The sequence below is a fragment of the Streptomyces sp. NPDC101151 genome (assembly GCF_044768335.1).
In the GTDB taxonomy this organism is placed as follows: domain Bacteria; phylum Actinomycetota; class Actinomycetes; order Streptomycetales; family Streptomycetaceae; genus Streptomyces.
Window position 1 is genome coordinate 148,920 of sequence record NZ_JBIWPP010000002.1, and the last position, 26,470, is coordinate 175,389.

The following is a 26,470-nucleotide window of genomic DNA, read 5'->3' on the forward strand; positions in this document are numbered from 1 at the left end:
CCACCCGGCTGCCCTCACCCACCCTGGACCACCACCCGCCGCGTCGCCACCGACTGCACCAGCCGGCCCGCACCCAGCAGCGCCACCGCCCACGCCCCCTGGAACAGATAGGTGCCCAGCGGATCCGCATGCCCCAGCAGCACATCCGCCGGCGCCTGCAGCAGCGACGACCACGGCAGGGCCCGTACGACCTCCCCGAGCACCCCCGGGAAGACGTTCAGCGGCAGCAGCATCCCCGAGCAGAAATACCCGAGCAGCCACGCCATCTGCGCCACGCCCGTGCCGTCCAGCAGCCAGAACGCACTCAGCGCCACCAGGAAACGGATCCCGAAGCCGACCAGCATCGCCAGCAGCACGGCGACCAGGAAGGCCACCCAGGTGCCGACATCTGTGGGCAGGTACACCTCAAAGCAGAGCGCGCCGAACACGAACGGCACCAGCCCCCGCCCCAGCAGCTGGAAGAACGCCCGGCCGAGATCGGCGGCAAGCCACCACACCTGCAGATCCACCGGCCGGTACAGGTCGATCGCCACATCCCCCGTACGGATGCGTTCCATCAACTCGTCCTCGACACCCCCACCACCGATCGCGAGGGTCGAAAGGAGGGCCTGTCCCAGCCACACATACGTCCCGACCTGCGCCTGGTCATAGCCTCCGAGGTGCGGCTTCTCGTCCCACAGCGCGCGATACGTGTACACGAGAATCAGCCCGAAGGCCGTGTTGGTGAACACCCCTGCCGCCGTCGCCGCCCGATACGTCGCGTACCGTCTGAATCCACCCGCCGCGACGGCCCCGTACAACCGTCCCGCGCCCACAGCAGTCGACCTCCCTGGACCGCTCGACACCGAAGCGCAGGAGCCTAGTCCGGAGGCTCGGTGGCCGGCCACGCATTTTCGCCCCGAAGCGTGCCGGAATCAGGGAACGGAACGCCTGGTGCGAGAGTCTTCAAACAGGGGGCGCAGAAGCGTACGAGGCGTACGGGAAACGTACGACGCGAAACAGGAGTCCGTGCACGACATGAGCGACGAGCCGCAGCCGCAGCCGCAGCAGCAGAGCAGGGGCGGGGCACCGGGAGAACCGCTGCCGGCTGAAGGGCCCGGAGAGCCGGGTGCCCGTACCCGCGACAGCGAGGAGCGGGTCTCCGAGGCACCCGGCAGCGGTGCCGATGCCATGAGCGGTCGTGGGGGCCGGGAGGGTCAGGAACGCGTGCGGGCTGGTCAGGGGAAGGACCGGGAGACTCAGGGCCGGGACGGGCAGAGCCCGGCCGGTCGGAGCGGCCGGGACCAGGACGGTTCGGCCGGCCGGCCGCCGGCCCGGCAGGGGGCTGATCAGGGTCAGGGTCAGGGCCAGGAACAGGGCCAAGGCGCCCAGGACCGGCTGGGTCAGGACCGCGACCGGGCGGGCTCGGCCGATCGCCCGGCTCAGGACACTCCGAGTGCTCAGGGTGCTGACGGACGGACGGGCGCGACGGCCGGGGCGGACACCACGTCCGGCGGCCGGTCGCTGCCCGGTGCGGACCAGGCGGCGCGGGCTCGCCGGGCGGCCGCGGCCGCCCAGGCCGGCCGAGCGGGCCGGACCGGAACCGAGGGCCGGGCCGTCGACGCAGGCCCGACGCCCGAAGGATCCCAGAAGCCTCAGCGGTCCCAGCAGTCTCAGACGCCCTCGGAGCCCCAGCGGCCTGCCGAGTCCCGTCAGCCCGGAAAGTCCCAGGCATCCGAGAGGCCTCAGGACTCCGAGCAGACCCAGGAGTTCCAGAAGCCCCAGACAGCCGACAGGCCCCAGGGGGCCGCAGGGTCTCCCCGCCCCGGGCAGACGCCGGCGACGTCCGACCCGTCCCAGAAGCAGGCCGAGCAGTCCCGGGCGGCGCAGCGCCCCGGAGTGCCCCAGCAGTCCGCGCGGCCCCGGGCGGCCGACACGTCGCACGACTCCGCGCAGCCCACCGCAGCCGACAGCACCCAGGTCCTGAGGCGCGTCAACGCACCCCGGGCACCCCAGGACACCCCCGCGGCCCAGGAGAACCGGACCACCGAGACCGGCACGCCGGCCGCCGCCTCCCCGGCACCCGAGAGCACCCAGGTCCTGAGGCGTGTCACGGCCCCCCGGCAGGGCGAACCGACCCAGGCGAACCGGCCCGGCAAGGCCGCCGCCGCGGCCGGCGCAGCCATGGCCGGCGGCGGCGCACCATCGGCCCAGGCCGCCGCGGCAAGCGGTGCCGCCCGGGCCGCCATGGCAAGCGCCGCCCCCGCGGCAGCCGCCGCCCCCAAGGCACCGGCCCGCCCCGCGGCCGGCACCGCCTCACGCACCACCCCCGACCAGGCCCCCACCCCCCTCGCCGACAGCGGCGGCCCCGGCGGCCCGGGCGGCTCCGGCGGCAGTGGCAAGGCCAACAAGCCCAAGCGGCCCAAGCGGACCGGCTGGCGGCGGATCATCCCCACCTGGCGCATGCTGCTCGGCACCTTCGTCATCGGCGTCCTGCTGATCATCGGGCTCTTCTTCCTCGGCTACTCCCTCGTGAACATCCCGCCCGCCAACGCCCTCGCCACCAAGCAGAGCAACGTCTACCTCTACGCCGACGGCTCCCAGCTCGCCCGCGACGGCCAGATCAACCGCGAGAACGTCACCCTCGCCCAGATCTCCAAGGACGCCCAGCACGCCGTACTCGCCGCCGAGGACCGCGACTTCTACACCGAGTCCGCCATCGACCCCAAAGCCATGCTCCGCGCCGGCTGGAACACCGCCACCGGCAAGGGCAAGCAGTCCGGCTCGACCATCACCCAGCAATACGTGAAGAACTACTACCTGGCCCAGGAACAGACCGTCACCCGCAAGGCCAAGGAGTTCTTCATCTCCATCAAGCTGGACCGCAACAAGTCCAAGGGCGAGATCCTCGAGGGCTACCTCAACACCAGCTACTTCGGCCGCAACGCCTACGGCATCCAGGCCGCCGCCCAGGCCTACTACGGCAAGGACGCCGCCGACCTCGACCCGGCCCGCGCCGCCTACCTCGCCGCCCTCGTCAACGCACCCAGCGAGTACGACGTCGTCGCCCACCCCGAGAACAAGGCCGCCGCCGTCGCCCGCTGGAACTACGTCCTGGACGGCATGGTCAAGAAGGGCTGGCTCACCGACGCCGAGCGCGCCGGCATGAAATTCCCCATGCCGAAGGAACAGACCATCTCCACCGGCCTGTCCGGCCAGCGCGGCTACCTCGTCGAAGCGGTCAAGGACTACCTGACCGAGAACGACATCCTCACCAAGGAACAGCTGGAGGGCGGCGGCTACCGCATCACCACCACCTTCCAGAAGGACAAGCAGAACGCCTTCGTCAAGGCCGTCGACGACCAGCTGATGTCCAAGCTGGACAAGAAGAACCGCAAGGCCGACAACTACGTCCGCGCCGGCGGCGCCTCCGTCGACCCCAAGACCGGCAAGATCGTCGCCCTGTACGGCGGCATCGACTACGTCAAGCAGTACACCAACGGCGCCACCCGCGGTGACTTCCAGGTCGGCTCCACCTTCAAGCCGTTCGTGTTCACCTCCGCCGTCCAGAACGGCTCGACCACGCAGGACGGCCAGACCATCACCCCGAACACGGTCTACGACGGCACCACCAAGCGCCCCGTCCAGGGCTGGAGCGGCGGCGCCTACGCCCCCTCCAACGAGGACGAGAAGTCGTACGGCGACATCACCGTCCGCAAGGCCACCGACCTGTCGGTCAACTCCGTCTACGCACAGATGGCCGTCGACGTCGGCCCCGCCAAGGTCAAGGAGACCGCCGTCGACCTCGGCATCCCCGCAGGCACCCGGGACCTCCAGCCCTACCCGTCCATCGCCCTCGGTACCGCCACCGCCAGCGTCCTGGACATGGCCGAGGCGTACGCCACCCTGGCCAACCACGGCAAGCACGGCACCTACACGATGATCGAGAAGATCACCAAGGACAGCACCGAAGAGGTCAAGCTGCCCGACCGGCAGACCAAGCAGGCCGTCAGCCGCGAGGCCGCCGACACCACCACCGCCGTCCTGCAGAGCGTGGTCGACAACGGCACCGCCACCGGCGCCCAGGCCGCGGGCCGCCCCGCGGCCGGCAAGACCGGCACCGCCGAAGAGGACACCGCCGCCTGGTTCGCCGGCTACACCCCCGACCTCGCCACCGTGGTCTCCGTCATGGGCCAGGACCCGGTCACGGCCAAGCACATGCCGCTGTACAACGCCCTCGGCCAGCCCCGCATGAACGGCGGCGGCCCGCCCACCGACATCTGGGCGCAGTACACGCGCAAGGCCCTCAAGGGCGAGACGGCCACCGACTTCGACCTCGAACTCCAAGAGGGCGCCGACGTGATCCAGACCCCCAGCACCGAGCCCTCCACCCCGCCCGGCACCGACGCCGGCCAGGACAACGGCGGCACGACCGACGGCGGCCAGGACAACGGGGGCACCACCACCACCGACGGCGGCCAGGACAACGGCGGCACGACCGACGGCGGCCAGGACAACGGCGGCACCACCACCGACGGCGGCACCACCACGGACGGCGGAACGCCCACCACCGACGGCGGCACCACCACGGGCGGCGACACCACCGGCGGAACACCCGGCGGCGGCACGACAACCGGCGGCGGCACCCCCGGCGGAACCACCTCAGGAGGGACCGACACCGGCGGCGGAACAGACGTCGGCACCACCGACGGCGGCGTCACCGCAGGCCAACCCTAGGAACACCGGAAACCGTCAGTGACCGCCGGTCGCCTTCAGCCCCACCACGGCGACCAGCAGCAAACAGACGAAGAAGATCCGGGCGGCGGTGACCGGCTCACCCAGCACCACCATGCCGAGCACCGCCGCCCCGGCCGCACCGATCCCCACCCACACGCCATAGGCGGTACCGATGGGCAGCGACCTGGCGGCGTACGACAACAGCACCATGCTCGCCACGATCCCCGCACCGGTGAACAGACTCGGCACCAGCCGAGTGAACCCGTCGGTGTACTTCATCCCGATCGACCAGCCCACCTCGAGCAGACCGGCCACGACAAGCAGCACCCAGGCCACGACAACACACCTCCGAGACGAACGACGACTCTCTTCCGGTGCGTCGTCTTTGCCTGCATCCCGGTACGGCGCGTCTCGTCGGGCTCCTTCGAACATAGCAAAAAACCAAAAAAAGGGGCCGGTGACCGCAGTCACCAGCCCCTTCACGCCACTGAATCACAGATAGAGGCCGGTGGAATCCTCTGTCCCCTCGAACCGGTCCGCGGCCACCGCATGCAGATCCCGCTCCCGCATGAGCACATACGCCACACCCCGCACCTCGACCTCGGCCCGGTCCTCCGGATCGAACAGGACACGGTCGCCCGTCTCCACGGTCCGTACGTTCTGCCCCACCGCGACGACCTCGGCCCAGGCCAGCCGCCGTCCGACCGCCGCGGTCGCGGGAATCAGGATGCCGCCCCCCGACCGCCGCTCGCCCTCACCGGTCTCCGTCCGCACGAGAACCCGATCGTGCAGCATCCGGATGGGCAGCTTGTCGTGATGAGGGTTGCTGTGCTCGTTTCTGTTGGCGCTCACGCCTCGAACCTACCTGCCCCAGACCGGCCCGTACGACCCCGGGCAACCGCTCGCCACACCCCGAGTCAGCCCCGACGCCGCCGCGAGCCCACCGCGACCAGCCCCACAACCCCCACCACAACAAGGGCGACCGGCACGACCCGCTCCAGCCTCGGCGCGCCCTCCTTGTCCACAAACTGCCCCCGCACCTCACTCACCACCCGATTGACCTGGACATAAGCCCGCCCAACCGTGTGATCGATATTGGCGACGACCTTGGCCTTGGCATCCCCGACGATCGTTTTCGGATGCACCCGCACCCCGATCTCGTCGAGCGTCTCGGCCAGCACGTCACGACGGCGCTTGATGTCCGCCTCGATCTGCGCCGGGGTTCTGGTGTCCGACGTGTCCGCCACCGTACGGCCTCCGAAGTCTCCTGATGCTGTCCCGGACAGTCTGTCAGCTCCAGCCCCCACCGCGCCGCAACGCCCCCCGTTACGCTGGACCGATGAGCGAGCGACTCCAGCCCGGCGACGTGGCCCCCGCCTTCACCCTCCCCGACGCCGACGGCAACGAGGTGTCCTTGTCGGACCACAAGGGCCGCAGGACCATCGTCTACTTCTACCCCGCGGCCCTCACCCCAGGCTGCACCAAGCAGGCCTGCGACTTCACCGACAACCTCTCCCTCCTCGCCGGCGCAGGCTACGACGTCATCGGCATCTCCCCGGACAAGCCCGAGAAGCTGGCGAAGTTCCGCGAACAGGAGTCCTTGAAGATCACCCTGCTCGCCGACCCCGACAAGAAGGTCCTCGACGCCTACGGCGCCTTCGGCGAGAAGAAGAACTACGGCAAGACGTACATGGGCGTCATCCGCTCCACGGTCATCGTGGACGAGGAGGGCAAGGTCGAACGGGCCCTGTACAACGTCCGCGCGACCGGTCACGTAGCCAAGATCATCAAGGACCTCGGGATCTGAGAAACCCCCTCTCCGCCACTGGCGGCCCGCACCGGACGACCTGGTGCGGGCCGTTTCGCATTCCGGGCGTGACCGTCCGATAAACGGTTCGTTACTCCGTACGGGCTGCGAACACGCGGCCGGAGACGAAGGGGGCTCGATGGGGGCCAGTGCGTACACCAGGGACCGGCTGGAGGAGGCGGCTCGCGGGGCGCGGACGCTGTCGGAGGCGTTGGAGAGGCTGGGGGTGGATCCGAGGAGTGCGACCCGGCGGTATGTGCTCGGGCGGATGAAGAAGCTGGGGGTGGATGTGTCGCACTTCGAGAGGGAGGGGGTGAAGTGGACGAGGGAGGTTCTTGAACAGGCGGTGGCTGGCTCCACGAACATGTGTGAGGTACTGCGTCGGCTCGGGTTGGAGGTCGTCGGCGGGCATCACACGCACATCAGCCGCCGGATCAAGGCATGCGGGATCGATACGTCGCACTTCCAGGTGCCGACGCGGCGCGGGAAGCCCTGGCGCCCCCGAACGCCAGACGGCCTGCTCGTCCAGCAGCCGAGCGGACACGCCCGACGCATCCCGAGTGACAGGCTCAGGTGGGCGATGACGGCCATGGGGGTCCCTGAGCGCTGCGCCCTCTGCGGCACGGAGGCGGTCTGGCGAGGCAGGCCGCTCCCGCTGGAGGTCGATCACGTCGACGGTAACTGGCGGGACAGCCGCACTGAGAACCTGCGCCTGCTGTGCCCCAACTGCCACTCGGTGACGGACAATTACCGAGGACGCGGCAAAGGGCGCCCCAAGGACGGGGCGGCATGAGTGGCCGCCTGCAGTACACGCGCGAGCGACTGGCCGAAGCCGCCGCTCAGTGTTCGAACATCGACGAGGTCATCGCCTTCTTCGGTACCAAGCCTTATGGCAACCTTCGGCGCCATCTCTTCCGGCGCTTCGACCACTTCGGGATCGACGTCTCCCACCTGTCGCGGGAGAAGCGAGCGGGTGCGGCACCTGCCAAACCAGCCGCCGATGTGCTGCGCCGTGCAGTGGAGGGAGCGACTTCCATCGCGGAGGCCCTGCGTGCCCTTGGAATGGAGCCCTACAACAACAGGCTGCGCACCCTGCTTCAGCCACTGGGTGACGGAGGATGATCTCGACACGTCCCACTTCTTGGGGCAGGCGCATCGGCGAGGCCGTCCCGGCTTCGTGCCCGTCAGGCGCGCTGCGGACATCCTGATCCGGCATGACGGCAGCCGCCGGACGCGGACCCACCTGCTCCGCCGTGCGCTGCGCGAGGTCGGCGTGCTGGAGGCGTGCGCCGAGTGCGGTATCGGCCCTGAGTGGCTCGGCAGGTCCATGACGCTGGAGGTCGATCACGTCAACAGGGACTGGAGCGACGACCGGCGCGAGAATCTCCGGCTGTTGTGCCCCAACTGTCACGCGACCACCAGTACGTGGTGCAGGGGTGGGAGGCGCCCGCATCCCCGGTAGCATGGGCGGGCACGCGGCCGTTGCTGAATGGTATAAGCAGAGGTTTTAGGTGCCTCGGGGCATTTGCCCATGTGGGTTCGACTCCCATCGGCCGCACGCCCAGAGGGGCCGTCGCTACGACGGCCCCTCCCCTGTGTCAGCCCAACAACTCCCGCACAACCGGCACCAACCCCCGGAACGCCTTCCCCCGATGGCTGATCGCGTTCTTCTCCTCCGGGCTCAGCTCCGCGCACGTCCGCGTCTCGTCCTCCGGCTGCAGGATCGGGTCGTAGCCGAAGCCGTTCGCGCCCGACGGAGCGTGCCGCAGGACACCCCGCAGCTGTCCCTCGACCACCCGCTCCGTGCCGTCCGGCAGGGCGAGCGCCGCCGCGCAGGCGAAGTGGGCGCCGCGGTGTTCCTCGGCGATGTCGGAGAGCTGGGCGAGGAGGAGGTCGAGGTTGGCTGTGTCGTCGCCGTGGCGGCCGGCCCAGCGGGCGGAGAAGATGCCGGGGGCGCCGCCCAGGACGTCGACGCAGAGGCCGGAGTCGTCGGCGACGGCGGGCAGGCCGGTGGCCCGGGCGAGGGCGTGGGCCTTGAGGAGTGCGTTCTCGGCGAAGGTGACGCCGGTTTCCTTGACGTCGGGGATGTCGGGGTAGGCGTCGGCGCCGATCAGTTCGTGGGGCAGTTCTGCTTCGGCGAGGATGGCCCTCAGTTCGGTGATCTTTCCGGCGTTGCGGGTGGCGAGGATCAGGCGGGTCATGGGGGTCAGTATTCCTGGCGGGTCCGGCCCAGGGTGTCCCGGTCCTCACGTCTTGCCGGCTGCGGTTGCGGTGAGCGGGCGGGCGATGTCTTCCAGGGAGCGGCGTTCGGCGTTGACCGCGAGGAAGGCGGCGACGAGGCCTGCGGCGCACATGAGGGCTGCGCCGATCTGGAAGGCGAGGACGGTGTCGCCGACGTTGCCGGTGCTGGTGAGGTCGGCGAAGAGGAGAGGGCCGCTGATGCCGCCGGCGGCGGTGCCGAGGGCGTAGAAGAAGGCGATGGCCATGGCGCGGGTTTCCATGGGGAAGATCTCGGAGACCGTGAGGTAGGCGCTGGAGGCGCCTGCCGAGGCGAAGAAGAGGACCACGCACCAGCAGGCGGTCAGGGTGGTGGCGTCGAGGGAGCCTCGGCCGAAGAGCCAGGCCGTGCCGAAGAGCAGCAGTCCTGACAGGAGGTAGGTGGTGGAGATCATGATTCTGCGGCCGATGGTGTCGAAGAGTTTGCCGAGGAGCAGGGGGCCGCAGAAGTTGCCGATGGCGATGACGGCGAAGTAGTAGCCGGTGTGGTCGGCGGGGATGTTGAAGAAGGTGGTGAGGATGGCGCCGAAGCCGAAGGTGATGGCGTTGTAGAGGAATGCCTGGCCGATGAAGAGGGAGAAGCCGAGGGCGGCGCGTTTGCGGTACTGGCCGAAGACGGTTCGGGCGATCTCCCTGAACGTGATGCTTTTGCGCTGGTGGATCTTCAGTTCGCCCTGTGGCTCGGTGAGTGGCTTGCCGGTCTCCGTCTCGATCTGTCGTTCGATGTCGGCGACGATGTCTTCGGCTTCCCGTTCGCGGCCGTGGATGAGCAGCCAGCGTGGGCTTTCGGGGACGTGTCGTCGTACGAGGAGGATGACGAGGGCGAGGACGGCGCCGAGGGCGAAGGTGAGGCGCCAGCCGATGTTCGCGGGCAGTAGGTCGGTGTTGAGGGCGACGATGGAGAGCAGGGAGCCGCCGACGGCGCCGAGCCAGAAGCTGCCGTTGATGATGAGGTCGACGCGGCCGCGGTATTCGGCGGGGATGAGTTCGTCGATGGCGGAGTTGATGGCGGCGTATTCGCCTCCGATGCCGAAGCCGGTGAGGAAGCGGAAGAGGAAGAACCACCAGGCGGTGAAGGAGATCGCGGTGAGTGCGGTTGCCGCGAGATAGACCACCAGGGTGATCATGAAGAGCTTTTTGCGGCCGTATCGGTCGGTGAGGCGGCCCCAGAACAGGGCGCCCGAGCAGGCGCCTGCCACGTACAGCGCGGCGGCGGTGCCGGTGATCTGGCCGGAGGTGACGGGCAGGCCGCTGCCGGGTTCGGCGAGGCGGCCGGCGATGTTGCCGACCACGGTGACTTCGAGGCCGTCGAGGATCCAGACGGTGCCCAGTCCGATCACGACCGTCCAGTGCCAGCGGGACCAGGGCAGGCGGTCGAGTCGGGCGGGGATGTCGGTGGTGATGGTGCGGCCGGTGGCGGCCTGGGCTGTGGGCATGGGCTCTCCTCTTCGTCGAGGATGGGTGACGAGTGCCCGTGTCCGGCGGAATCAGCCCGTGTGTCCCCCCGCCCGGCGGAGTCAGGCGCCGAGCGTCTGTGTGGCGATGTAGATCAGCAGGCCGGCGAGTGAGCCGACGACTGTGCCGTTGATTCGGATGAACTGCAGGTCGCGGCCGATGTGGGCTTCGATCTTGCGGGTGGTGTGTTCGGCGTCCCAGCCGGCGACGGTGTCGGTGATCAGGGAGGTGATTTCCTTGCGGTAGGTGGTCACGATGTGTACGGCGATGCCTTCGACCCAGTTGTCGACCTTTTCCTGCACCTTGGGTTCGTCGGCCATGCGGGCGCCGAGGGAGAGCAGGGCGGCTCGTACGCGCAGTCTGAGTTGGCTGCGTTCGTCGTCGGCTGCTGCGACGAGCATGGCGCGGACGGAGGTCCAGGCGGATGCGATCAGGTCCTGTACTTCTGCGCGGCCGAGTACTTCGCCTTTGAGCCGTTCGACGCGGGTGCGGGTGTCGGTGTCGGACTGGAGGTCGGAGGCGAAGTCGGTGAGGAAGCGGTCGAGGGCGCCGCGTGCGGGGTGGGAGGGCATGTCGCGCATTTCGGTGGCGAAGCGGAGGAGTTCTTTGTAGACGCGTTCGCCGACTTTTTTGTCGACGAATCGGGGGGTCCAGCCGGGTGCGCCGCCTTCGACGGCGACCATCACGTCGTCGCGGTGGAGTACGAGCCAGTCGTGTGCGCGGGTGACGACCAGGTCGACGACTCGTTTGTGCCCGCCGTCGGCGACGATCTTCTCGAGCATTTTGCCGATGCCGGGTGCGATTTCCTGTGCGCCCGCGCGGCGGGTGATGGCCTCGGTGACGACGGCTTGTACGTCGGAGTCGCGCAGGACGGTGAGGGCGCCTCTGAGTGCGGTGGCGAGTTCTGCGGTGACGCGGTCGGCGTGGTCGGGTTCGGCGAGCCAGGTGCCGAGGCGGCTGCCGATGCCGACGGCGCGCAGTCGTTGTCGTACGACGTCCTGGGAGAGGAAGTTCTCGCCGACGAATTCGCCGAGTGAGATGCCGAGCTGGTCTTTTTTGGTCGGGATGATGGCGGTGTGGGGGATGGGCAGGCCGAGGGGGTGCCGGAAGAGGGCGGTGACGGCGAACCAGTCGGCGAGTGCGCCGACCATGCCGGCTTCGGCGGCGGCGGCCACGTATCCGGTCCAGGGGCCCACGCCGGCGTTCGAGCCCCATGTGGCCAGGACGTAGACGACGGCCACGAAGAGCAGCATTCCGGTTGCTGTGAGCTTCATGCGCCGTACCCCGCGCTGACGCTCTTCGTCGGCCGGGGTGAAGGCGGTCATGGTGCGGTACGAGGTCGTCCGGTTCGGTGTTTCCGTCTCCGTGTGTTCCATCAGCTCCATCAGCTCCACCCGTTCGGTGATCCCGCACACAATTGTCCCTTCCTGACCGACTCCCGGAACGGAACAGGAGTTCCCGGCGTCTGTCTGAGCGGGGGTTTGGGCAGGGTCCTGTCAGGTCTCCCGACCTCATGACGCATCATGGGGTCATCTGATCGGAGCCTTGGGCTCCCATCTCCCGAGGAGAACAACAGAAGCATGACCAAGTGTCATGGTTATGCGGTCCTGAGTGCGCTTGTCGCACTGGTCGTCGTCCTGTCCGCCGTCATCTACATCACCGTGGCCGCCGACGACGGCACTTCCCGCGGCACCTTTGCCGACAGCCGTCCGCATCACGACTCCTCGGTCGCTCCCGCCTCGACCGGCACCTGGGTGGGTGCCTGGTCCACGTCGCCGGTGGGTGGTGAGCCGGGTACGGAGACCGGGGGTCTGGCCGGGCGTTCGGTGCGCAACGTGGTGCATGCGAGCACCGGGGGGACGAGTGCCCGTATCACGCTGTCGAATCTCTACGGGCAGTCTCCGCTGACCATCACGCATGCCTCTCTTGCTCTTTCGGCGGGGGACGGCACCGCGGCGGCCGACGCAGAAACGATGCGGCGCCTCACCTTCAACGGCCGCACCGGTGTCGTCGTCCCGGCCGGCGGCCAGGTGGTGAGCGACGCCGTACGTGTCACCGTCCCGCACGACACGGACGTCCTGGTCACCACCTACTCGCCCACGCCGTCCGGGCCGGTCACCTACCATCCGCACGCGCGGCAGGTGTCGTACGTCGCCCAGGGGGACCGCACGGAGGACGCGACCGGTACGCCGTACAGCGAACAGACCCCGTACTGGCGCTATCTGACGGCCCTTGACGTCCTGAGCAACGAGGCCGCCGGCACGGTCGTGGTCTTCGGTGACTCCATCACCGACGGCATAACGTCCACCGTCGGCGCCAACCGGCGCTGGACGGACATCCTCTCCGGCCGGCTGCGCACGGCCGTCGAGAGCGGGGACGCCCTGCCGCGCTACGGCATCGTGAACGAGGGCATCAGCGGCAATCAGGTCCTCGCCGACGGCCTGGGCCGTCCGGCGGAGAACCAGAGCGGCCTCGGCCGTTTCGGCCGGGACGTGCTCTCCCGTACCAACGTCAAGGTCGTCGTCATCGACCTCGGCGTCAACGACATCCTGCGCAACCCGGATCTCGCCGACCCGAACCGGATCGCCGACGGCCTGCGCACTCTGGTCCGCCAGGCCCACGCCCGCGGTCTGAAGGTCGTCGGCGCCACCCTCATGCCCTTCAGAGGCCACCGTGGCTTCACCCCGGCCCGGGAGGCGGTGCGCCGGCAGGTCAACGCCGAGATCCGGAGCGGCCGGGTGTACGACGCGGTCGTCGACTTCGACCAGGCCCTCAGGGACCCCTACGATCCTCGCCGCCTGCGCCCCATGTACGACTCCGGTGACCATCTGCACCCCAGTGACCTGGGCTTCCGCAAGATGGGTGAGGTCTTCGACCTGACCGCGCTGAAGGGGGCGGGGCAGGCGCAGCTGTAGTCACGTGCATGTCCCGGAGACGCACGGAATCAGTCGTCGGCGGCAGAGGGTCAGGCTCCGGTCGTCGACCCCGGGCGCACGATCATCAGGATCGTCACGGCCGCCCACAGCAGGTTGAACACTCCGGTGAACATGGCCAGCCGTGCGGTCTTCTCACGGGTGCCGGCGCCCTCCACGAGCGCGGTCTGGGCCGGCAGCACCAGCGTGGCCAGCACGAGGGCGGCCAGCGCCGTCAGCGCGATCGACACGATCAGCCAGGCGCTGCCCAGCACGCGCATGCTGCTCGCGGTGGCGAACCCGAAGACCGGGACGACGACGCCGACGACGGCGTAGACCCGGCAGATCCGGTGCAGCAGTTGCAGCGTCTCCGTGGCCCGGGTGTCGTCGGGGGCGGCCAGGGCCCGGCGGGCGGCGGGCGGGAACATGCTGGCGGCGACGGTGACGGGACCGATGGCGACGATCGCGGCGAGGACGTGGACGGCGAGGAGGAACTTGGTCACGGTGGGACGCTAGGCGGGTGGCGGATCTTGGAGAAGTGGCGGGATTGCCAGAGGGCGACGGATTCTCGCCAGCCTGTTTCTCACACGTACTGACGGGGGCAGGGCAGCAGGGCCTGGTTGGCGCCAATCCGTCGAATGGCTAGGTTCTTGCCATGCATACTGTCGCCGTTCTGGCGCTGGACCAGGTGATCCCGTTCGACCTGTCCGTCCCGATCGACACCTTCGGCTGGGCTCGGCTGCCCGATGGCCGGCCCGCCTACCGGGTGCGGGTCTGCTCCCCGGCCGGTGAAGTGAGCGCGGGCGCCGGCGCCTTCGCGGTCCGGGCGGCGCACGGCCTGGAGGCGCTGGCGGAGGCCGACACGATCATGCTGCCGGGCGTCGCCGACCCGACCGTGCCGCTGCCGCCGGGCGTGGCGGAGGCGGTGTGCGCGGCGGCGGCGAACGGCACCCGCATCGCGTCGATCTGCGTGGGCGCGTTCGTCTTCGCGGCGACCGGCCTGCTGGACGGACGGCGGGCGACGACGCACTGGTGCGCGGCCGCGGACCTCGCGGCGAGCTACCCGGGGATCACCGTCGACCCGAACGTCCTCTACGTCGACAACGGCCAGTTCCTCACCTCGGCGGGCGCGGCCGCGGCCATGGACATGTGCCTGCACATGATCCGCAGGGACTACGGCTCGGCGGTCGCCGCGCACACGGCCCGGATGTCCGTGATGCCGCTGGAACGGGAGGGCGGGCAGGCCCAGTTCATCGTCCACGACCTGCCGCCGGCGCCCGCCGGTGCCACCCTGGAGCCCCTCCTGGCCTGGCTGGAGGACAACTGCGACCGCGACCTCACCCTGGACGAGATCGCGGCACAGGCCCGTACGAGCAGCCGTACCCTCAACCGGCGCTTCCGCGAACAGACCGGCACGACACCGCTGCAGTGGCTGCACCGGGCGCGGGTGCGGCGGGCGCAGCACCTGCTGGAGACGACGCCGTACCCGGTGGAACGGATCGCCGTACAGGCGGGCTTCGGGTCGCCGACGGCCTTCAGGGAGCGGTTCCGCCGGGTGGTGGGGACGAGTCCGCAGGCGTACCGGAGGTCGTTCCGGGCGGCGGAGGAGGGGGCCGTGCGGGAGAACGGTTCCGTGAGGGCGTAGGGGGGCGGATCAGCCCCGGCGGTCGGCGACGGCCCAGGAGGTCAGGGCCACGGCGCCGGCGACGCCGAACACGGACGGCCAGGCGCCGACCTTCTTGGCCAGCGGGTGGGACGCGGCGAACGCGGCGACGTACGCGGCGGTCAGCGCACCGGCGGCCTTCCCGCCCGCCTGCCGGCGCCACTGCTGCGCGGCGGCGGCTCCCGCGACGGCCAGGACGGCCCCGCCGAGCTGCCGCTTCTTGGTCCAGCGGGCGACGCCGTAACCGCCGACGAGTCCGGTCGCGGCGACCACCGCACTGGGAACCCTGGCCATGAGTGCCTCCTCGTAAGCCTTTTCTGCTGCCTTGGTCTGTTTCTTCTGCCTGCGCCGAGGCTAACGCGCGGCCGCTTCGGCACCCTGACCTTGAGTCGAGGCTTGTCAAGTTTCCGGATCGGAGCGGACGCCTTGCCGCCCACTGGCCCCGTGCGAAGATCGCGGGGTGAACGACACGCACCGAGTGAGCCGAGTGAGCCGGGTGAACGGCATACGCTTCCGCCTCGCCGACGATGCCGACCTCACCGCACTCGTTCACCTGCGGGACGACGCCGCCCGCTGGATGCTGGCGCAGGGCATCACCGGCCAGTGGCAGCCGGGCGAGCTGGACGAGAGCCACTTCCACCGGGTCGTACGGAGCGGAGAGGTCTGGCTCGCGGAGGCCGAGGGCCACCTGGCCGGGGCCTGGGAACTGTGGTGGGAGGACGAGGCGGCCTGGGGACCGCAGCCGCCGGTGGCCGGTTACGTCCACCGCCTGATGGTGAACCGCGGCAGCACCCCGCCCGGAACGGGCCTACAGCTCCTGCGAGCCGCTGAGCGCCGCGTGGCCGCAGCGGGGCGGGCGTTGGTACGCCTGGACTGCCTGGCCGGCAACGCGCGCCTGAACACGTACTACCTGAACGCCGGTTACCGGATCGCCGGCCACAAGGCGGGCAAGCCACAGCCGGGCGGCGCGCCCAAGTCGTTCACGCTTCTGGAAAAGGCCGTGGAGGCGGAAAGCGAAGCGGAACGCCCCCTCCCGCGCCGGTGACGGTACGACGGATGCGGGTCACCGCGTTGCGGAGAAGGAAGGGGCGGTCGGCGCATGCCGTGGAAGACGGCGGTGCCGGGGTGGGGGATCAGATCCCGAACGGAGCGGCGTAGCGCACGGTTCCGCCGGGCAGCGGAAGGCCGGCGTCGAGGCTGAGCGCCATCAGGGCGTCGTCCGGGACGTCGATGGTCAGGCCGATGCCCTGGCCGGAGGCCCGGGTGAAGCCGAACCGCGGGTAGTACGCCGGGTGCCCGAGGACGACCACATGGTGCTCGCCCAGTGACCTTGCCGCGGCCAGGGCCGCGCGGATGGCCGCGGCCCCCGCACCGGTCCGCTGCCGCTCCGGGCGGACGGCGCACGGGGCCAGGCACAGGGCCGGTGTGGCGTCGATGTGGCAGCGGGTCAGCAGAGCGTGGCCCACGGGGTGGCCGGCCTCGTCAGCCGCGACGAGGGACAGGCCCTCGATCCAGGCGGCCGGGTCGGCGCGCAGGGCGTCGACCAGGTCGGCCTCCGCAGGCGTGGGGAACGCGGCGAGGATGATGTCGCGGACGGCGGGGATGTCGGCGCCGGTCTCGGCACGGGTGATCCAGCTGTTGCCCATGGTGATGGGGGATCCGTTTCAGGAGGTGTTCGTGTACGTGCCCCGCGAGCTCACGCTCCCGGCGAGGGCGGACAGGAGTGGACGGGAGTGGTCAGGCCACGGCCCGGGACGTGAGAGAGACCCGGACGCTGCGGACGGTGGCCTTGAGCGCGGTCATCAACCTCACCTCCCTGTTTCTCGGCTCCTGAACAAGTACGAACAATGCAACCGTACACGGCGCCGGCTGCCGGGAGGCGCGGGTGCACCGTTGCACCGACCTCGTAGCGCGATGCGGGGGGCACGGCTGGCACGGGGCCACGGGGCCACGGGGCCGCGGGGCCGCGGGGACACGGACAGGGTCGGCCATCGAGGCTGCCGTGAGTGGACCAGCCGAAGCCCCTCCACAAGGCCGTGGCATCCTTCCTCGGGACCGTCCCCGAGCAGACCGGCGGTGAAGCCCGGTGAACGACCGCGACGCGCATCCCGATCCGGACCTGAACCCGGACCTGAACCCGGACCTGGACCTCGACCTGGACCTCGACCGGGCACTGACGGTCGCGACCGAGCTGGCCGCCTGGGCGTCGGTGGTGATCCGCAGCCCGCGGGCCGGCGGGGTGAGGGAGAAGGCGAGCCCGGCGGACATCGTCACGCAGACGGACGAGACGATCGAGGCCCACGTCCGCTCGGTCCTGCGGGCGGCCTTCCCGTCCCACGGCATCGAGGGCGAGGAGTACGGCACCCACGAGCCGGCCGACCCGAACGCCCCGTACTGGGTCGTGGACCCGGTCGACGGCACCACGAACTACGCCCACGGCATCGGCTGGTGCTCCTTCTCCCTGGGCCTGGCGGCCCCCGACGGAACCCCGTTGCTCGGCTTGGTGGCCGACCCCTGGCGAGGAGAGACCTTCACGGCGATCCGAGGAAGAGGTGCCCGCCTGAACGGCACCCCGACCCGGGCGGCCACCCACACCACCCTCACGGGCCACGTCTTCCTGACGGAATGGGCAGCCCACGCCCACTGGCCGGGCCTGGACGCTCTGTTGGGTGCCTTGTCGCACCGTCACTGCACGGCCAGGGTGATGGGCTCGACGGCTCTCTCCCTGGCCCAGGTGGCCGCAGGCCGGGCCACCGCCGCGGCGATCGGCGAATTCCACGCGGTGGACGGCCTCCCGGCGTACCTGATCGCGACGGAGGCGGGGGCGGTGGCACTCCCGCGGGTTCCGGTCTACGACGAGCCGTTGCTGCTGATGGCGCGGGGGGTGGCGGAGGAGATGGGGGAACTGTGGCTTGCGGTCCGCAGAGACGAGATCCAGCCCGGTTCAGCCCCTGCCGATGGCCGAGTTGGGGGCAGTTCCAACTGAACGAGTGGTTTCTCCGGACTGCGTCTGGGACGGCGTTTTTCCGCTGAGCGCCGGGAGAGCTATGGAGCGATCGCCCTCCATACGAAGGAGAACACCATGCGTGGACGTACCGCACTGGCTGCCGCCGCTCTCGCTGCTACCGCAGTCCTCGGATGCGCAGGCGCCGCGGCCGCAGACGCCGGGGCTCAAGGCGCTGCCGTGCACTCTCCCGGAGTTCTGAGCGGAAACGTGGTCCAAGTGCCCGTACACGCGCCCATCAACGTGTGTGGCAACACCATCAGTGTCATCGGGCTTCTCAACCCTGCGTTCGGCAACGTCTGCGTCAACGAGTAGCGCTTGTCCGCAGGGCCGGCACGCGGCACTCCGCCGCGTGCCGGCTCGCGTCAGCTTCGGGCACGATCGATCCCTTGCGGTAACTACCGGATAGGGCAGGCGATGTCAGGCTTCGAACGGTTCGGAGAACACGTCACCACAGAAAGCGACAGGTAGGAGGGCCGTTCGAGATAGAACCCGAGCGACACATCGGCCCCCGAACTCAGTTTTTCAGTAACGGAGTTGGCCAGTAACGCAAGATCGATGAAGTTACGCTCCCATTCGGAGGAAAACCGGGGCGCGTACTCTTCCACGCGCGCCCCGAGCCAGGCGGCAGCGTCCTTCGCTTCGTCCCACGTGCTGCGAATCAGGGAACGCGGCTTGACGAGCCAATGCGCCGGCTCCAGGGGAGGAAGGTCCACGGTCGGGAACTCCGCTGCGACCTCGCGATATCGCTGAATCAGCTCCGCCTTGCTCCCGGCCGGTGGCGGCTCGGGATGCGGAGGCCGCCGGAGGGCCTCCTGGTCGAAACGCTCTTTCGCCCCGACCCATAGATAGCCGTGGTGATGCACCAGTCGTTCCTGTCGGGCGTCGAAGGTCGAAGGGTGACCGGTCCCGGTTCCATACCGGGGAGCCGGGACCAGCCAGGGGATGGGTCAGACAGGGAGCCCGAACCTCGCCGGATCGATACCGGCCGCGTCCAGCTCCTCCGTTGTGAACCGCAACGGCTCCACGTCCGGCCGCTTGCTGTCACCCAGGGCCCAGGCGTCGTCGCCGATCCGGGCCAGGGTCACGCACCCTTCGGTGCAGGGACCTCCGCAAGCCTTCGCAAAGGAGGCTGCGCTGATGTCGAGGCCGTACAGCTTGGTTCCGTCCAGCATTACTGCACCTTCCTGCTCGGCTGACGCGGCCATGACTGACCGCCGCCGCCCTTGATGGGCGGGAGTTTGTGGGGAGGTGAGGCAGAAGCCTCAGTGATCGGAGGCCTTTCCGAACCCAGCGCAGCGTCAGCACTTACACGGCGGCCATGCGGATCAGGTTGCGGTGCGGAGGCCAGGCGGGACCGGCCCAACTCGATCAGAGGGATGATCGTTCGCGGTGCGCACAGGTCCCCCTCGTAGCGCGGTGGAATCATCCAGTACGCGCCGGGCGGCTGTTGACGGTCGAGGCGTGGCACTCCGAGATAGGTGCCATGGCCGAGGCAGGTGGCGATGTCGTCGTATGCCCAGACCAGACCTGCATGGCCTTGGACCAGGGCGTAGTACGTCCCACCCGCGACGCGGTGGTCGTAGATGATGGAACCTCCCAATACTTCGCCAAGGGAGACCGCGACCTGGTCCGGGTCCCTCGAAGCCAGAGCGGCATGAATCACGTCGGCCGGCATGCGCACGGCGGCAAACCGATCACCGAGAGGCAGGAGTGCGACTCCCTGGATTGCCCACTCGGACCGCGCCTGCTCTGGTGCCGGATGAGCTCGGGCGAGCCACGCGGCAATGGCTCTGTCGAGCGCCTCCTGTGTATCCACGCGCATGCCTCCTGTGTCGGGTTCGATCAGGTACGGCACACAGAGTTCTGGAATCGGACGACATATTCGAGGACTTGGATAGGCCTCTGGGAGGACTTAGGAAGGGCTTCGTTTGCTCCTCCTGGGGTAAAGGCCGCTCAACAAGGGACGCCATGTGGGACCGTTGGAGGAGCCAGCAGCAGGAGGTGTCCACGTGCCCAGGTCCACCGGTAACGTCCGGCTCAAGGCTGCTCGCGTTGCTGCCGGGTTCAACTCGCAGCAGGATCTGGCCGACGCCCTTACTCGGCACGCCAAGGGCATGGGCATTCGCGGGCTGTCGATCGGGGTGCGGCAGGTCCGGCGATGGGAGTCGGACACTCCTCCGTGGCCGCAGCCGGACTGTCAACGTGTGCTTGTCCAGCTGCTGGGTCAGAGCATGGAAACGCTAGGTTTCACGCCCCCGTGGGGTTCCGAGGGCTCGCAACAGGCTGGCCACTCGCGACGCACCTTGGTCACGGGTGGCGCAGCGACCCTGGGCCTGGCAGTCCTACCCGGCAGGGCAGGCGGCGCACCACAACCCGACACAGCCGGAACCGACTTCCAGGCAGTGACTCGTTCTCACCGGCGCCTCTACTGGTCCGTCAGGCCGACCCAGCTGCACCCCGCCGTTGTCGCCCACGCCACGCTCGGCTGTGCTCTACTGCCAGAGACGAGGGACTCGACTCGTCGCATAGTGGCGGCAGCTCTGGCCGAGACGTACCTGCTGGCGAGCAGGATCGAGTTCTTCGACCTGCGTGAACCGAGCAGGGCCAACGAGACCCTCCTACTTGCTCTGCAAGCCGCTGGGGAGGCCGACGCCCCGTTGCTCGGCTCGGCGATCATCGCGCACATGGCCTTTGTCCCGGGCTGGGTGGCGGACCGTGACGGAGCCCTGGAGCGCATGACCGCAGCCCGCACATACGCCCGCCGTGCTCTCGCTTCCGCAGAATTCCTGGCATGGCTCGATGCTGTAGAGGCCGAATGCGAAACTAGGTGTGGGAACACCCGCACAGCACTGAACCTGATCGGTCACGCCGAGGACGTATTGGCTGCCGGTAATGGCCACTCCTCGCCGGAGTGGATGGACTGGTTCTCCCCAGCTCGTCTGGCGGCCTTCAAGGGCAACACGCAAATGATCGCGGGCCACTTCCCGCAAGCTAGGGAGAGCTTGCACCATGCCTTGACCTCGATGACTCCTGCCGAGGACAAACAGCGTTCTGTGGTCTACGGCGATCTGGCAGCCGTGGAAGCAGCATCAGGAAACCCGGAGCTGGCGTGCAGCTACGCGGGACAGGCCCTCGACCAGTTGGCGATCACCTGGTACGCCACTGGCATGGACCGAGTGCGCGAGGTTCGTCGCACACTCGTGCCCCATCAGCATGAGCGCTGTGTTCGTGACCTGGATGACCGGCTATACGACTGGGCGACGACGCTCAACGCCCTGAGTCGTTGAACTGACCGATTAGCACCGGCAGTTCCTGCAGACTCTCGACACGGAAGGTTGGCAACTCCCTTGCCTCGCCGGTGCTCCACTGAATAGTCGCCCAGGGCCCGCGATGCACTAGCGCGGTCTGCATGCCGGTCTGTCGCGCGGGCCGGATGTCGTTGTCGCATCGATCCCCGACATACAGGATCTCGTCCACGTCGAACGGCACGGCCTCGGCAACCTGCTTGAAGAACTCAAGGTCGGGTTTGCTGGCCCCCCAATCATCCGACGTGCCGATCAGATCGACGTCGCGTGAGAACAACTCACGCAGGATCCGCCCGGCCCGCACGGTCTGGTTTCCGGCGATGCCTAGCCACAGCCCGTCGGACCGCAGCTTGGCCAGGGCGGGTCGGACATCTGAATACAGATCGTCTTCCCCGAAGGTCTCCGGTTGCCCCGCGGCGGCCCGCTTGTCCCGCTCCTCATAGAGATGGAACCCAGGCTGAAACTCCTGGAAGACGTCCCGGTAGTCCCGCCCCTGTGCGATCACTGCCCCGAACATCGCATGGAAGGTGTGCCTCGGGACCCCCAACCAGTCGGCCCAGGCCCCATACTCCCGGGTCTCGTCCACAAGGCACTCACCTACGTCGAAGACCACTGCGCGAATCATGGGGGCAGGGTACCGGGGTGGTTAAGTCCCCGGGCGGCGAGCGTTAGATGGACATGCTGCATCCGCGACCAGCCCAACTTGTGCGTCATGTGTGACATGAGCGATCAACCTGGGTCACTATGGGGCGATGGGAGAGCGAGTCATAGGTCACATAGCTGGCGTAGTCCCTGGTGCGGTCTTCCCGCGCCGGACGGATGTGAAGCGGGCCAACCTGCACAGCGACACCATGCGGGGCATCTCGCGACTGAAGGATGCCGACGGCAGCTATGTCGCGGACGCGATCGTCTTGAACGGCGGCTACGAAGACGACGAAGACGATTGGGTTTCGATCAAGTACACCGGCGCTTCTCCGGACAAAGAGAAGAGCAAGGACGGTAAGACGCTGCTGCGGAGCCAGTCTTGGGAGTATCGGGATAATGTCGCGCTCAAGCTTAGCTTCGAGCGCGGTCATCCTATTCGAATCATCCGCGGACCTGAGGGCGACGCGCGCTATTCGTTGCCCGGCAGCTATAGGTATGACGGCCTGTATCGGATCACTGAGTCTCGCACAGCCTTCTCCAAGTCGCTGGCCCCCGACGGCTCCCCTATTGAAATATGTCAGATTGAGCTGAAGCGACTTCCAGACTCAGAGCAAGAGTTGACCCTCGTCGAACGGCAGATAGCCTCCGTGCTGGTGAGGCAGGAGGAACTCCTAAAAGGGCGGCCGCTCCAGACTCCCGTCGCCCAAGGCGAGGTTGAGTTTCTCGATGGTGAGCGTTTCCCCGCGACACGTACCACCTCCATCCAGCGGATTGTGCGCGATGCTGCTGCGGCGAGGCGCATCAAGGACCTGTATGAGAATGAGTGTCAAATATGTGAAATGCGTTTGGTGGGGCCAGATGAGAAGCCCTACAGTGAAGGCGCCCACATAAAGCCACTGGGTAATCCGCATAACGGGCCGGATGTTGAGAGGAACATCCTCTGCCTCTGCCCCAACTGTCATGTACGCCTTGATATCGGTGCCATCGTCATTGGTGACGATTGGTCGATCATCGTACGTGCCGGAATGTTCGGTGAAAACATACGAACAACGCTCAAGCGGCACAAGCAGCACAGGGTGCACGAAGAGTACGTTGGATATCACAGGGACTGGTGGCAGAAGAAGACCGGCCCCAGCCAAGCCTGAGGCCGGGGCCTGCCCTGGGTGGGCCTGAGTTCGGGGTCGAGTTGTCTACTCGACCCCGTGGCACCCTCCGTATGCGAGGGCTGACCCACACCAACACCCCGCCCCCCTCTGCGGCGGCCAAGCCACAGCCCGCCCCCGCGCCGCCAGCGTCGTCGCGTACTGCGGCAACAGCGTCACGTCGTCCGGGGACGCTCCCTCCGAGGCGGCGAACGCCTCGAAGGACGGGACCGTGCCGGTGACGATGCCCAGGTTGGCCGTGCCCGAAGAGGCCAGCTCGCGGAGCGAGGACTCTATGGTCGACAGGTGCTCGTCGTGGGAGGGGTACTCCGTGGTCAGGTCCGGGTACGCCGAGGTCAGTTCCGTCAGCTCGGCCGCCGGCCAGTGCAGCACCGCCACCGGGAACGGGCGGGACAGTGCCTCCCGGTAGGCGCCCAGTTCCGCTCGCAGCCGTGAGATCTCCGCCTCCAGCTCCGCCGGGTTGGACGAGCCCAGGGACCACACCCGCTTCGGGTCGTGGAGTTCGTCCAGGGAGACCGGGGAGGCGTGAAGGGTGTCCGCCAGGGTGTCCCAGTCGTCGTGGGCCAGGCCCAGCATGCGGCGCACGCGGTGGCGGCCGTACAGCAGCGGATGGGTCGAGTACGGGGTTTCCGTCGAGGCCGTCAGCAGCAACCTCGCCGCCTCCGTGAATGTCTCCTCCGCCGCCTCCAGCTCGTCATGCGACTCCAGGGACTCGGCCACGATCACCCACGGCGCCGGATCCCGCGGAGCGGCCGCGCGGATTCCGTCGATGATCGCCCTCGCCTCTGCCTCATGGCCGTACTCCCAGAGGTTCGACGCCTTCAGGGCCCGTACCAGAGCAGGGCTCTCCAGGCCGCCGGGAGATGACAGCAGGCGGTCGTAGAGCGTGGTCGCGGCGGGGCGGTCGCCGGACAGTTCCAAGTGGGCCGCGGCGCGCAGGAGAAGGGCCTCGGCGTCCTCGGGATACAGGCCGGCGGTCCGCTCCAGGCGTGCCGCTTCGGCGGTGTGGTCGACGTTCTCGGCAGGCGTGTCGGGGCGCATGGGGGACACCGTACTGCCGACCAGGGACGTAGGAGGAGTACGCACTGGTCATCGGTGCCCCCCGAGATCTACCCGTTGATGAAGGCGGTGTCGGGGAGTGCCGGGAACGAGAACCCTCTCGGCTCTGGTGAGTTGGAGGGGCGGGCCCTATCGTGCGGGCGGCTCCTGGAGAGGCGGGTGTGCGGATGCGTGTCGTGCAGCACCGTGATCGGCGCAGGCGGGCGAGGTGGCGGCGGGGGCTGTGGGGCGGGGGCGAGGTGCTCGTCACCGTCGGGGCCGTGCTCATGCTGCTCGTCGTGCATCAGCTGTGGTGGACGAACCGGGAGGCGAGGCAGGGGGCCGAGCGGAAGGTGGAGGCCCTGGAGAAGGAGTGGGGGAGCGGCGGCGGGGGCGGTTCCGCCTCGGGTGGTACGCCTGTCGCGCCGGCGCCGGCGTCGTCGCCGTCAGCCGCGACGAAGGCTCCCCAGAGGGCGGGGCAGAGGTCGTACACCCCCGTCATCGTCTCCGGTCGGCCCCGCCGCTCTCAGGCGTACGCCATCCTCACCATCCCCCGGCTGCGGCTCCGTGTCCCCGTCGCCGAGGGCGTGAGCAAGCCGGACGTCCTCAACAAGGGGTACGTCGGTCACTACCCCGGCACCCAGCAGCCCGGCCAGGCAGGCAACTTCGCGCTCGCCGGGCACCGGAACACCCACGGGGAGCCCTTCCGGTACCTCCCTCGGCTGAGGCCGAGGGACACCATCCAGGTCGAGACGAAGACGGCCACGTACACGTACGCGGTCGACAAGGTCCTTCCGCAGACCTCCGCACGCGACTCGGGTGTGCTGCGGCCCGTGCCGCACTCCCTCGTGCGGCCCGGACGCGGGTACGACCGGCCCGGCTACTACGTCACCCTGACCACCTGCACCCCGGAGTTCACCTCGCGGTACCGGATGGCGGTGTGGGGGAAGCTGGTGTCCATGCGGCCTCGCGCGTAGGGAGCCGGGGAGTCCGGAGAGCCGGGGAATCGGGGAGCGTGCGTCTCACGCCCGCTCCCGCAGCACCGCCACGCTCACCGCCCCGAGCGCGGCCAGGACCGCCGACACCACCATCGCCACGTTCGCGCCGTGGGCCAGGCCGCCGCCCGAGGACGTGACGAGCGCGATCGTCAGGGCCACGCCGGCGCAGGAGCCGATGTAGCGGAACGTCTGCTGGGCCCCGGAGCCCATCGCGGCCCGCTCCCGCGGTACCGACTCCACCGCCACCAGCGGCAGCGCCGCGTTCAGCAGGCCGCTGCCCACGCCGCCGATCACCAGGCCGGGCAGCATCCGGGTCCACGAGCCCGCGCCGATCGCGCCCAGCATCGTCAGCGCGCCCACCGCGTGCAGCAGGAAGCCGAGCGCCAGCTGCCATCGCGGGGACACCCGGCCCGCCAGCCGCTTCGCCTGCAGGGCCACCACGAAGGACAGGCCGGACCACAGCAGGAACAGCCAGGCCGTGTCCATCGCGGACAGGTGCTGGGTCTGCTGCAGGAGAGCGGGGAGGTAGCTGAAGAGGCCGATCACGGTCAGGCCGGTGAAGAGGCCGCCGGCGGAGGAGGCCAGGAAGCGGGGGTGGCGGAGGAGAGAGAGGTCGATCATGGGGGTCCGGGAACGGCGCTCCAGGACCGCGAACAGCGCCAGCAGGACCACCGCCGCCGCCAGCAGCAGGACCACCGGGGTCCGCAGCCAGCCGTCGCGGCCCAGGGTGAGCGCGGCCACCAGGGCCACCAGGGCCGAGCCGAAGGTCAGGGCGCCGGGGAAGTCGGGGCGGCCGCCGCGCGGTGCCTTCGACTCCGTCAGCGGCCGGATGCCCAGCGCGGCCACCAGCAGTGCCGCCGCGCCCAGAGCGCCGTAGGCCACCCGCCAGGTCGGCATCGCCCCGGCGATCAGCGGTCCCGCCGCGATGCCGCCGCTCACGAAGGCGCCCCACACGCCGGTCGCGTGCAGCCGGCCGCGCGGGCTCGGGAACGCCGTCACCAGCAGGCCCAGGCTGCTCGCCAGGATCGCCGCGCTTGCCGCGCCCTGGGCGATACGGGTCAGCGTGAACAGGAAGGTGGAGGTCGTCAGGCCGCCCAGGGCCGTGGTCAGGCCGAGGGCGAGGGTGCCGGAGAGGAAGACGCGGCGGCGGCCGTAGTCGTCGGCCAGGCTGCCGGCCACCAGGAGGAGGGCGGCCAGGCCCAGCGGGGTGCCGTTCAGCAGCCAGGCCTGGGCGGAGAGCGGGGTGTGCAGATCGGCCGCCGTGTCCCGGAGCGTGACCACCGGAGCCGTGTAGGTCATGAGGGCCACGGCGGTCGCGGCGCTGGTCAGGGCCAGGGTGGCCCGGGGGTGCGGGGGTGCTGAGAGGGGAGTGTCCCGCCGCTCGGCCGTGGGCCGGACGGTGAGAGTTCTTTCATTGAACCTAGCCATGTGTCATACCGTAACACCGTCAGTTCGGTGATTGAACCAACGCCGGGAAAATGGTT

At 69.2% G+C, this 26,470-nt stretch carries 28 protein-coding genes, 1 tRNA gene, 1 pseudogene and 1 riboswitch; of the genes and pseudogenes, 13 read left to right on the forward strand and 17 right to left on the reverse strand.

The genetic code is table 11. The features are described from left to right. Positions 1–14 precede the first annotated feature (14 nt). The gene (locus ACIRU3_RS03755) at positions 15–815 is read right to left on the reverse strand and encodes an ABC transporter permease (RefSeq protein WP_404050851.1); all 801 of its coding nucleotides are present in this window, start codon (positions 813–815) and stop codon (positions 15–17) included. Positions 816–945: 130 nt separating this feature from the next. After that, positions 946–1,362, reverse strand: coding sequence for a hypothetical protein (locus tag ACIRU3_RS03760; protein ID WP_404050852.1), 417 nt, complete (start codon positions 1,360–1,362; stop codon positions 946–948). Between the two features lie 864 nt (positions 1,363–2,226). Between ACIRU3_RS03760 and ACIRU3_RS03765 the strand changes: the two genes are divergently transcribed. Beyond that, positions 2,227–4,716 (forward strand): transglycosylase domain-containing protein, encoded by a 2,490-nt coding sequence (locus tag ACIRU3_RS03765; RefSeq protein ID WP_404051884.1) that lies wholly within the window; start codon positions 2,227–2,229, stop codon positions 4,714–4,716. 15 nt (positions 4,717–4,731) lie between these two features. Here the strand turns inward: ACIRU3_RS03765 and ACIRU3_RS03770 are convergent, their stop codons facing one another. From ACIRU3_RS03770 to ACIRU3_RS03780, 3 genes are all read right to left on the reverse strand, one after another. After that, entirely contained in the window at positions 4,732–5,052 is a 321-nt protein-coding gene (locus tag ACIRU3_RS03770; protein ID WP_404050855.1) for a DMT family transporter, read from the reverse strand. Positions 5,053–5,089: 37 nt separating this feature from the next. Then, positions 5,090–5,160: riboswitch (guanidine-III (ykkC-III) riboswitch) on the reverse strand. 48 nt (positions 5,161–5,208) lie between these two features. Continuing rightward, positions 5,209–5,568, reverse strand: coding sequence for a GroES family chaperonin (locus ACIRU3_RS03775; RefSeq protein ID WP_404050858.1), 360 nt, complete (start codon positions 5,566–5,568; stop codon positions 5,209–5,211). A 65-nt stretch (positions 5,569–5,633) separates the two neighbouring features. After that, positions 5,634–5,963: a DUF3618 domain-containing protein gene (locus tag ACIRU3_RS03780; RefSeq protein ID WP_404050861.1), complete on the reverse strand. Its 330-nt coding sequence runs from the start codon at positions 5,961–5,963 to the stop codon at positions 5,634–5,636. Between the two features lie 92 nt (positions 5,964–6,055). On the opposite strand from ACIRU3_RS03780, the gene bcp reads away from it, so the two are divergent. The 4 genes and pseudogenes from bcp (at position 6,056) to ACIRU3_RS03800 (ending at position 8,081) form a co-directional block, all read left to right on the forward strand. Further along, positions 6,056–6,523 carry a thioredoxin-dependent thiol peroxidase gene (gene bcp / locus ACIRU3_RS03785; RefSeq protein ID WP_404050863.1) on the forward strand — a complete coding sequence of 156 codons (468 nt, stop codon included), beginning with the start codon at positions 6,056–6,058 and terminating at the stop codon, positions 6,521–6,523. A gap of 139 nt (positions 6,524–6,662) precedes the next feature. Next, positions 6,663–7,316, forward strand: a complete 654-nt coding sequence (locus tag ACIRU3_RS03790; RefSeq protein ID WP_404050866.1) for an HNH endonuclease — start codon at positions 6,663–6,665, stop codon at positions 7,314–7,316. Next, a pseudogene (locus ACIRU3_RS03795) lies at positions 7,313–7,985 on the forward strand (HNH endonuclease). Before ACIRU3_RS03790 ends, ACIRU3_RS03795 begins: the two are co-directional and overlap by 4 nt. A gap of 13 nt (positions 7,986–7,998) precedes the next feature. Further along, positions 7,999–8,081: transfer RNA gene (locus ACIRU3_RS03800), tRNA-Leu, on the forward strand. A 40-nt stretch (positions 8,082–8,121) separates the two neighbouring features. On the opposite strand, the gene rdgB is transcribed toward ACIRU3_RS03800, so the two are convergent. The 3 genes from rdgB to ACIRU3_RS03815 all read right to left on the reverse strand — a co-directional run bounded on the left by rdgB (position 8,122) and on the right by ACIRU3_RS03815 (position 11,670). Next, positions 8,122–8,724, reverse strand: a complete 603-nt coding sequence (gene rdgB / locus ACIRU3_RS03805; protein ID WP_404050869.1) for an RdgB/HAM1 family non-canonical purine NTP pyrophosphatase — start codon at positions 8,722–8,724, stop codon at positions 8,122–8,124. Positions 8,725–8,769: 45 nt separating this feature from the next. After that, a complete protein-coding gene (locus tag ACIRU3_RS03810) occupies positions 8,770–10,236 on the reverse strand; it encodes an MFS transporter (RefSeq protein ID WP_404050871.1) in 1,467 nt (488 codons plus the stop codon). Positions 10,237–10,317: 81 nt separating this feature from the next. Then, complete coding sequence (locus ACIRU3_RS03815; protein ID WP_404050873.1) at positions 10,318–11,670, reverse strand: DUF445 domain-containing protein; 1,353 nt, start codon at positions 11,668–11,670, stop codon at positions 10,318–10,320. Between the two features lie 165 nt (positions 11,671–11,835). Between ACIRU3_RS03815 and ACIRU3_RS03820 the strand changes: the two genes are divergently transcribed. Beyond that, entirely contained in the window at positions 11,836–13,170 is a 1,335-nt protein-coding gene (locus ACIRU3_RS03820) for an SGNH/GDSL hydrolase family protein (protein ID WP_404050876.1), read from the forward strand. A gap of 50 nt (positions 13,171–13,220) precedes the next feature. Here the strand turns inward: ACIRU3_RS03820 and ACIRU3_RS03825 are convergent, their stop codons facing one another. Next, complete coding sequence (locus ACIRU3_RS03825; RefSeq protein ID WP_404050879.1) at positions 13,221–13,670, reverse strand: hypothetical protein; 450 nt, start codon at positions 13,668–13,670, stop codon at positions 13,221–13,223. Positions 13,671–13,822: 152 nt separating this feature from the next. Between ACIRU3_RS03825 and ACIRU3_RS03830 the strand changes: the two genes are divergently transcribed. After that, complete coding sequence (locus ACIRU3_RS03830) at positions 13,823–14,812, forward strand: GlxA family transcriptional regulator (protein WP_404050881.1); 990 nt, start codon at positions 13,823–13,825, stop codon at positions 14,810–14,812. A 9-nt stretch (positions 14,813–14,821) separates the two neighbouring features. Here ACIRU3_RS03830 and ACIRU3_RS03835 read toward each other — a convergent pair whose 3' ends face one another. Further along, complete coding sequence (locus ACIRU3_RS03835) at positions 14,822–15,124, reverse strand: hypothetical protein (protein ID WP_404050883.1); 303 nt, start codon at positions 15,122–15,124, stop codon at positions 14,822–14,824. Positions 15,125–15,290: 166 nt separating this feature from the next. Here ACIRU3_RS03835 and ACIRU3_RS03840 point away from each other — a divergent pair, with 166 nt between their 5' ends. Beyond that, complete coding sequence (locus ACIRU3_RS03840; RefSeq protein ID WP_404050886.1) at positions 15,291–15,875, forward strand: GNAT family N-acetyltransferase; 585 nt, start codon at positions 15,291–15,293, stop codon at positions 15,873–15,875. Between the two features lie 88 nt (positions 15,876–15,963). On the opposite strand, the gene ACIRU3_RS03845 is transcribed toward ACIRU3_RS03840, so the two are convergent. After that, positions 15,964–16,476, reverse strand: a complete 513-nt coding sequence (locus tag ACIRU3_RS03845) for a GNAT family N-acetyltransferase (RefSeq protein ID WP_404050889.1) — start codon at positions 16,474–16,476, stop codon at positions 15,964–15,966. Between the two features lie 440 nt (positions 16,477–16,916). On the opposite strand from ACIRU3_RS03845, the gene ACIRU3_RS03850 reads away from it, so the two are divergent. Then, positions 16,917–17,816, forward strand: a complete 900-nt coding sequence (locus ACIRU3_RS03850) for an inositol monophosphatase family protein (protein WP_404050892.1) — start codon at positions 16,917–16,919, stop codon at positions 17,814–17,816. Positions 17,817–17,912: 96 nt separating this feature from the next. Then, positions 17,913–18,149, forward strand: coding sequence for a chaplin (locus ACIRU3_RS03855; protein ID WP_404050894.1), 237 nt, complete (start codon positions 17,913–17,915; stop codon positions 18,147–18,149). A gap of 83 nt (positions 18,150–18,232) precedes the next feature. Here the strand turns inward: ACIRU3_RS03855 and ACIRU3_RS03860 are convergent, their stop codons facing one another. From ACIRU3_RS03860 to ACIRU3_RS03870, 3 genes are all read right to left on the reverse strand, one after another. Beyond that, complete coding sequence (locus ACIRU3_RS03860; protein ID WP_404050897.1) at positions 18,233–18,700, reverse strand: hypothetical protein; 468 nt, start codon at positions 18,698–18,700, stop codon at positions 18,233–18,235. An 84-nt stretch (positions 18,701–18,784) separates the two neighbouring features. Beyond that, positions 18,785–19,009: a DUF397 domain-containing protein gene (locus ACIRU3_RS03865; RefSeq protein WP_404050900.1), complete on the reverse strand. Its 225-nt coding sequence runs from the start codon at positions 19,007–19,009 to the stop codon at positions 18,785–18,787. Continuing rightward, entirely contained in the window at positions 19,009–19,653 is a 645-nt protein-coding gene (locus ACIRU3_RS03870) for a hypothetical protein (RefSeq protein ID WP_404050902.1), read from the reverse strand. Before ACIRU3_RS03870 ends, ACIRU3_RS03865 begins: the two co-directional genes overlap by 1 nt. Positions 19,654–19,846: 193 nt before the next feature. Between ACIRU3_RS03870 and ACIRU3_RS03875 the strand changes: the two genes are divergently transcribed. After that, positions 19,847–21,124 (forward strand): transcriptional regulator, encoded by a 1,278-nt coding sequence (locus tag ACIRU3_RS03875; RefSeq protein WP_404050904.1) that lies wholly within the window; start codon positions 19,847–19,849, stop codon positions 21,122–21,124. Here ACIRU3_RS03875 and ACIRU3_RS03880 read toward each other — a convergent pair. After that, complete coding sequence (locus tag ACIRU3_RS03880; RefSeq protein ID WP_404050907.1) at positions 21,105–21,767, reverse strand: HAD family hydrolase; 663 nt, start codon at positions 21,765–21,767, stop codon at positions 21,105–21,107. The two genes, ACIRU3_RS03875 and ACIRU3_RS03880, sit on opposite strands and share 20 nt — an antisense overlap. 127 nt (positions 21,768–21,894) lie before the next feature. On the opposite strand from ACIRU3_RS03880, the gene ACIRU3_RS03885 reads away from it, so the two are divergent. Next, positions 21,895–22,932, forward strand: coding sequence for a YDG/SRA domain-containing protein (locus tag ACIRU3_RS03885; RefSeq protein WP_404050910.1), 1,038 nt, complete (start codon positions 21,895–21,897; stop codon positions 22,930–22,932). A 45-nt stretch (positions 22,933–22,977) separates the two neighbouring features. On the opposite strand, the gene ACIRU3_RS03890 is transcribed toward ACIRU3_RS03885, so the two are convergent. Then, on the reverse strand, positions 22,978–23,991 hold the full coding sequence (locus ACIRU3_RS03890; RefSeq protein ID WP_404050913.1) for a hypothetical protein: 1,014 nt from the start codon (positions 23,989–23,991) through the stop codon (positions 22,978–22,980). 179 nt (positions 23,992–24,170) lie between these two features. Between ACIRU3_RS03890 and ACIRU3_RS03895 the strand changes: the two genes are divergently transcribed. After that, positions 24,171–24,965: a class E sortase gene (locus ACIRU3_RS03895; RefSeq protein ID WP_404050914.1), complete on the forward strand. Its 795-nt coding sequence runs from the start codon at positions 24,171–24,173 to the stop codon at positions 24,963–24,965. Between the two features lie 45 nt (positions 24,966–25,010). On the opposite strand, the gene ACIRU3_RS03900 is transcribed toward ACIRU3_RS03895, so the two are convergent. Next, positions 25,011–26,414, reverse strand: coding sequence for an MFS transporter (locus ACIRU3_RS03900; RefSeq protein ID WP_404050917.1), 1,404 nt, complete (start codon positions 26,412–26,414; stop codon positions 25,011–25,013). Positions 26,415–26,470: the final 56 nt, after the last annotated feature.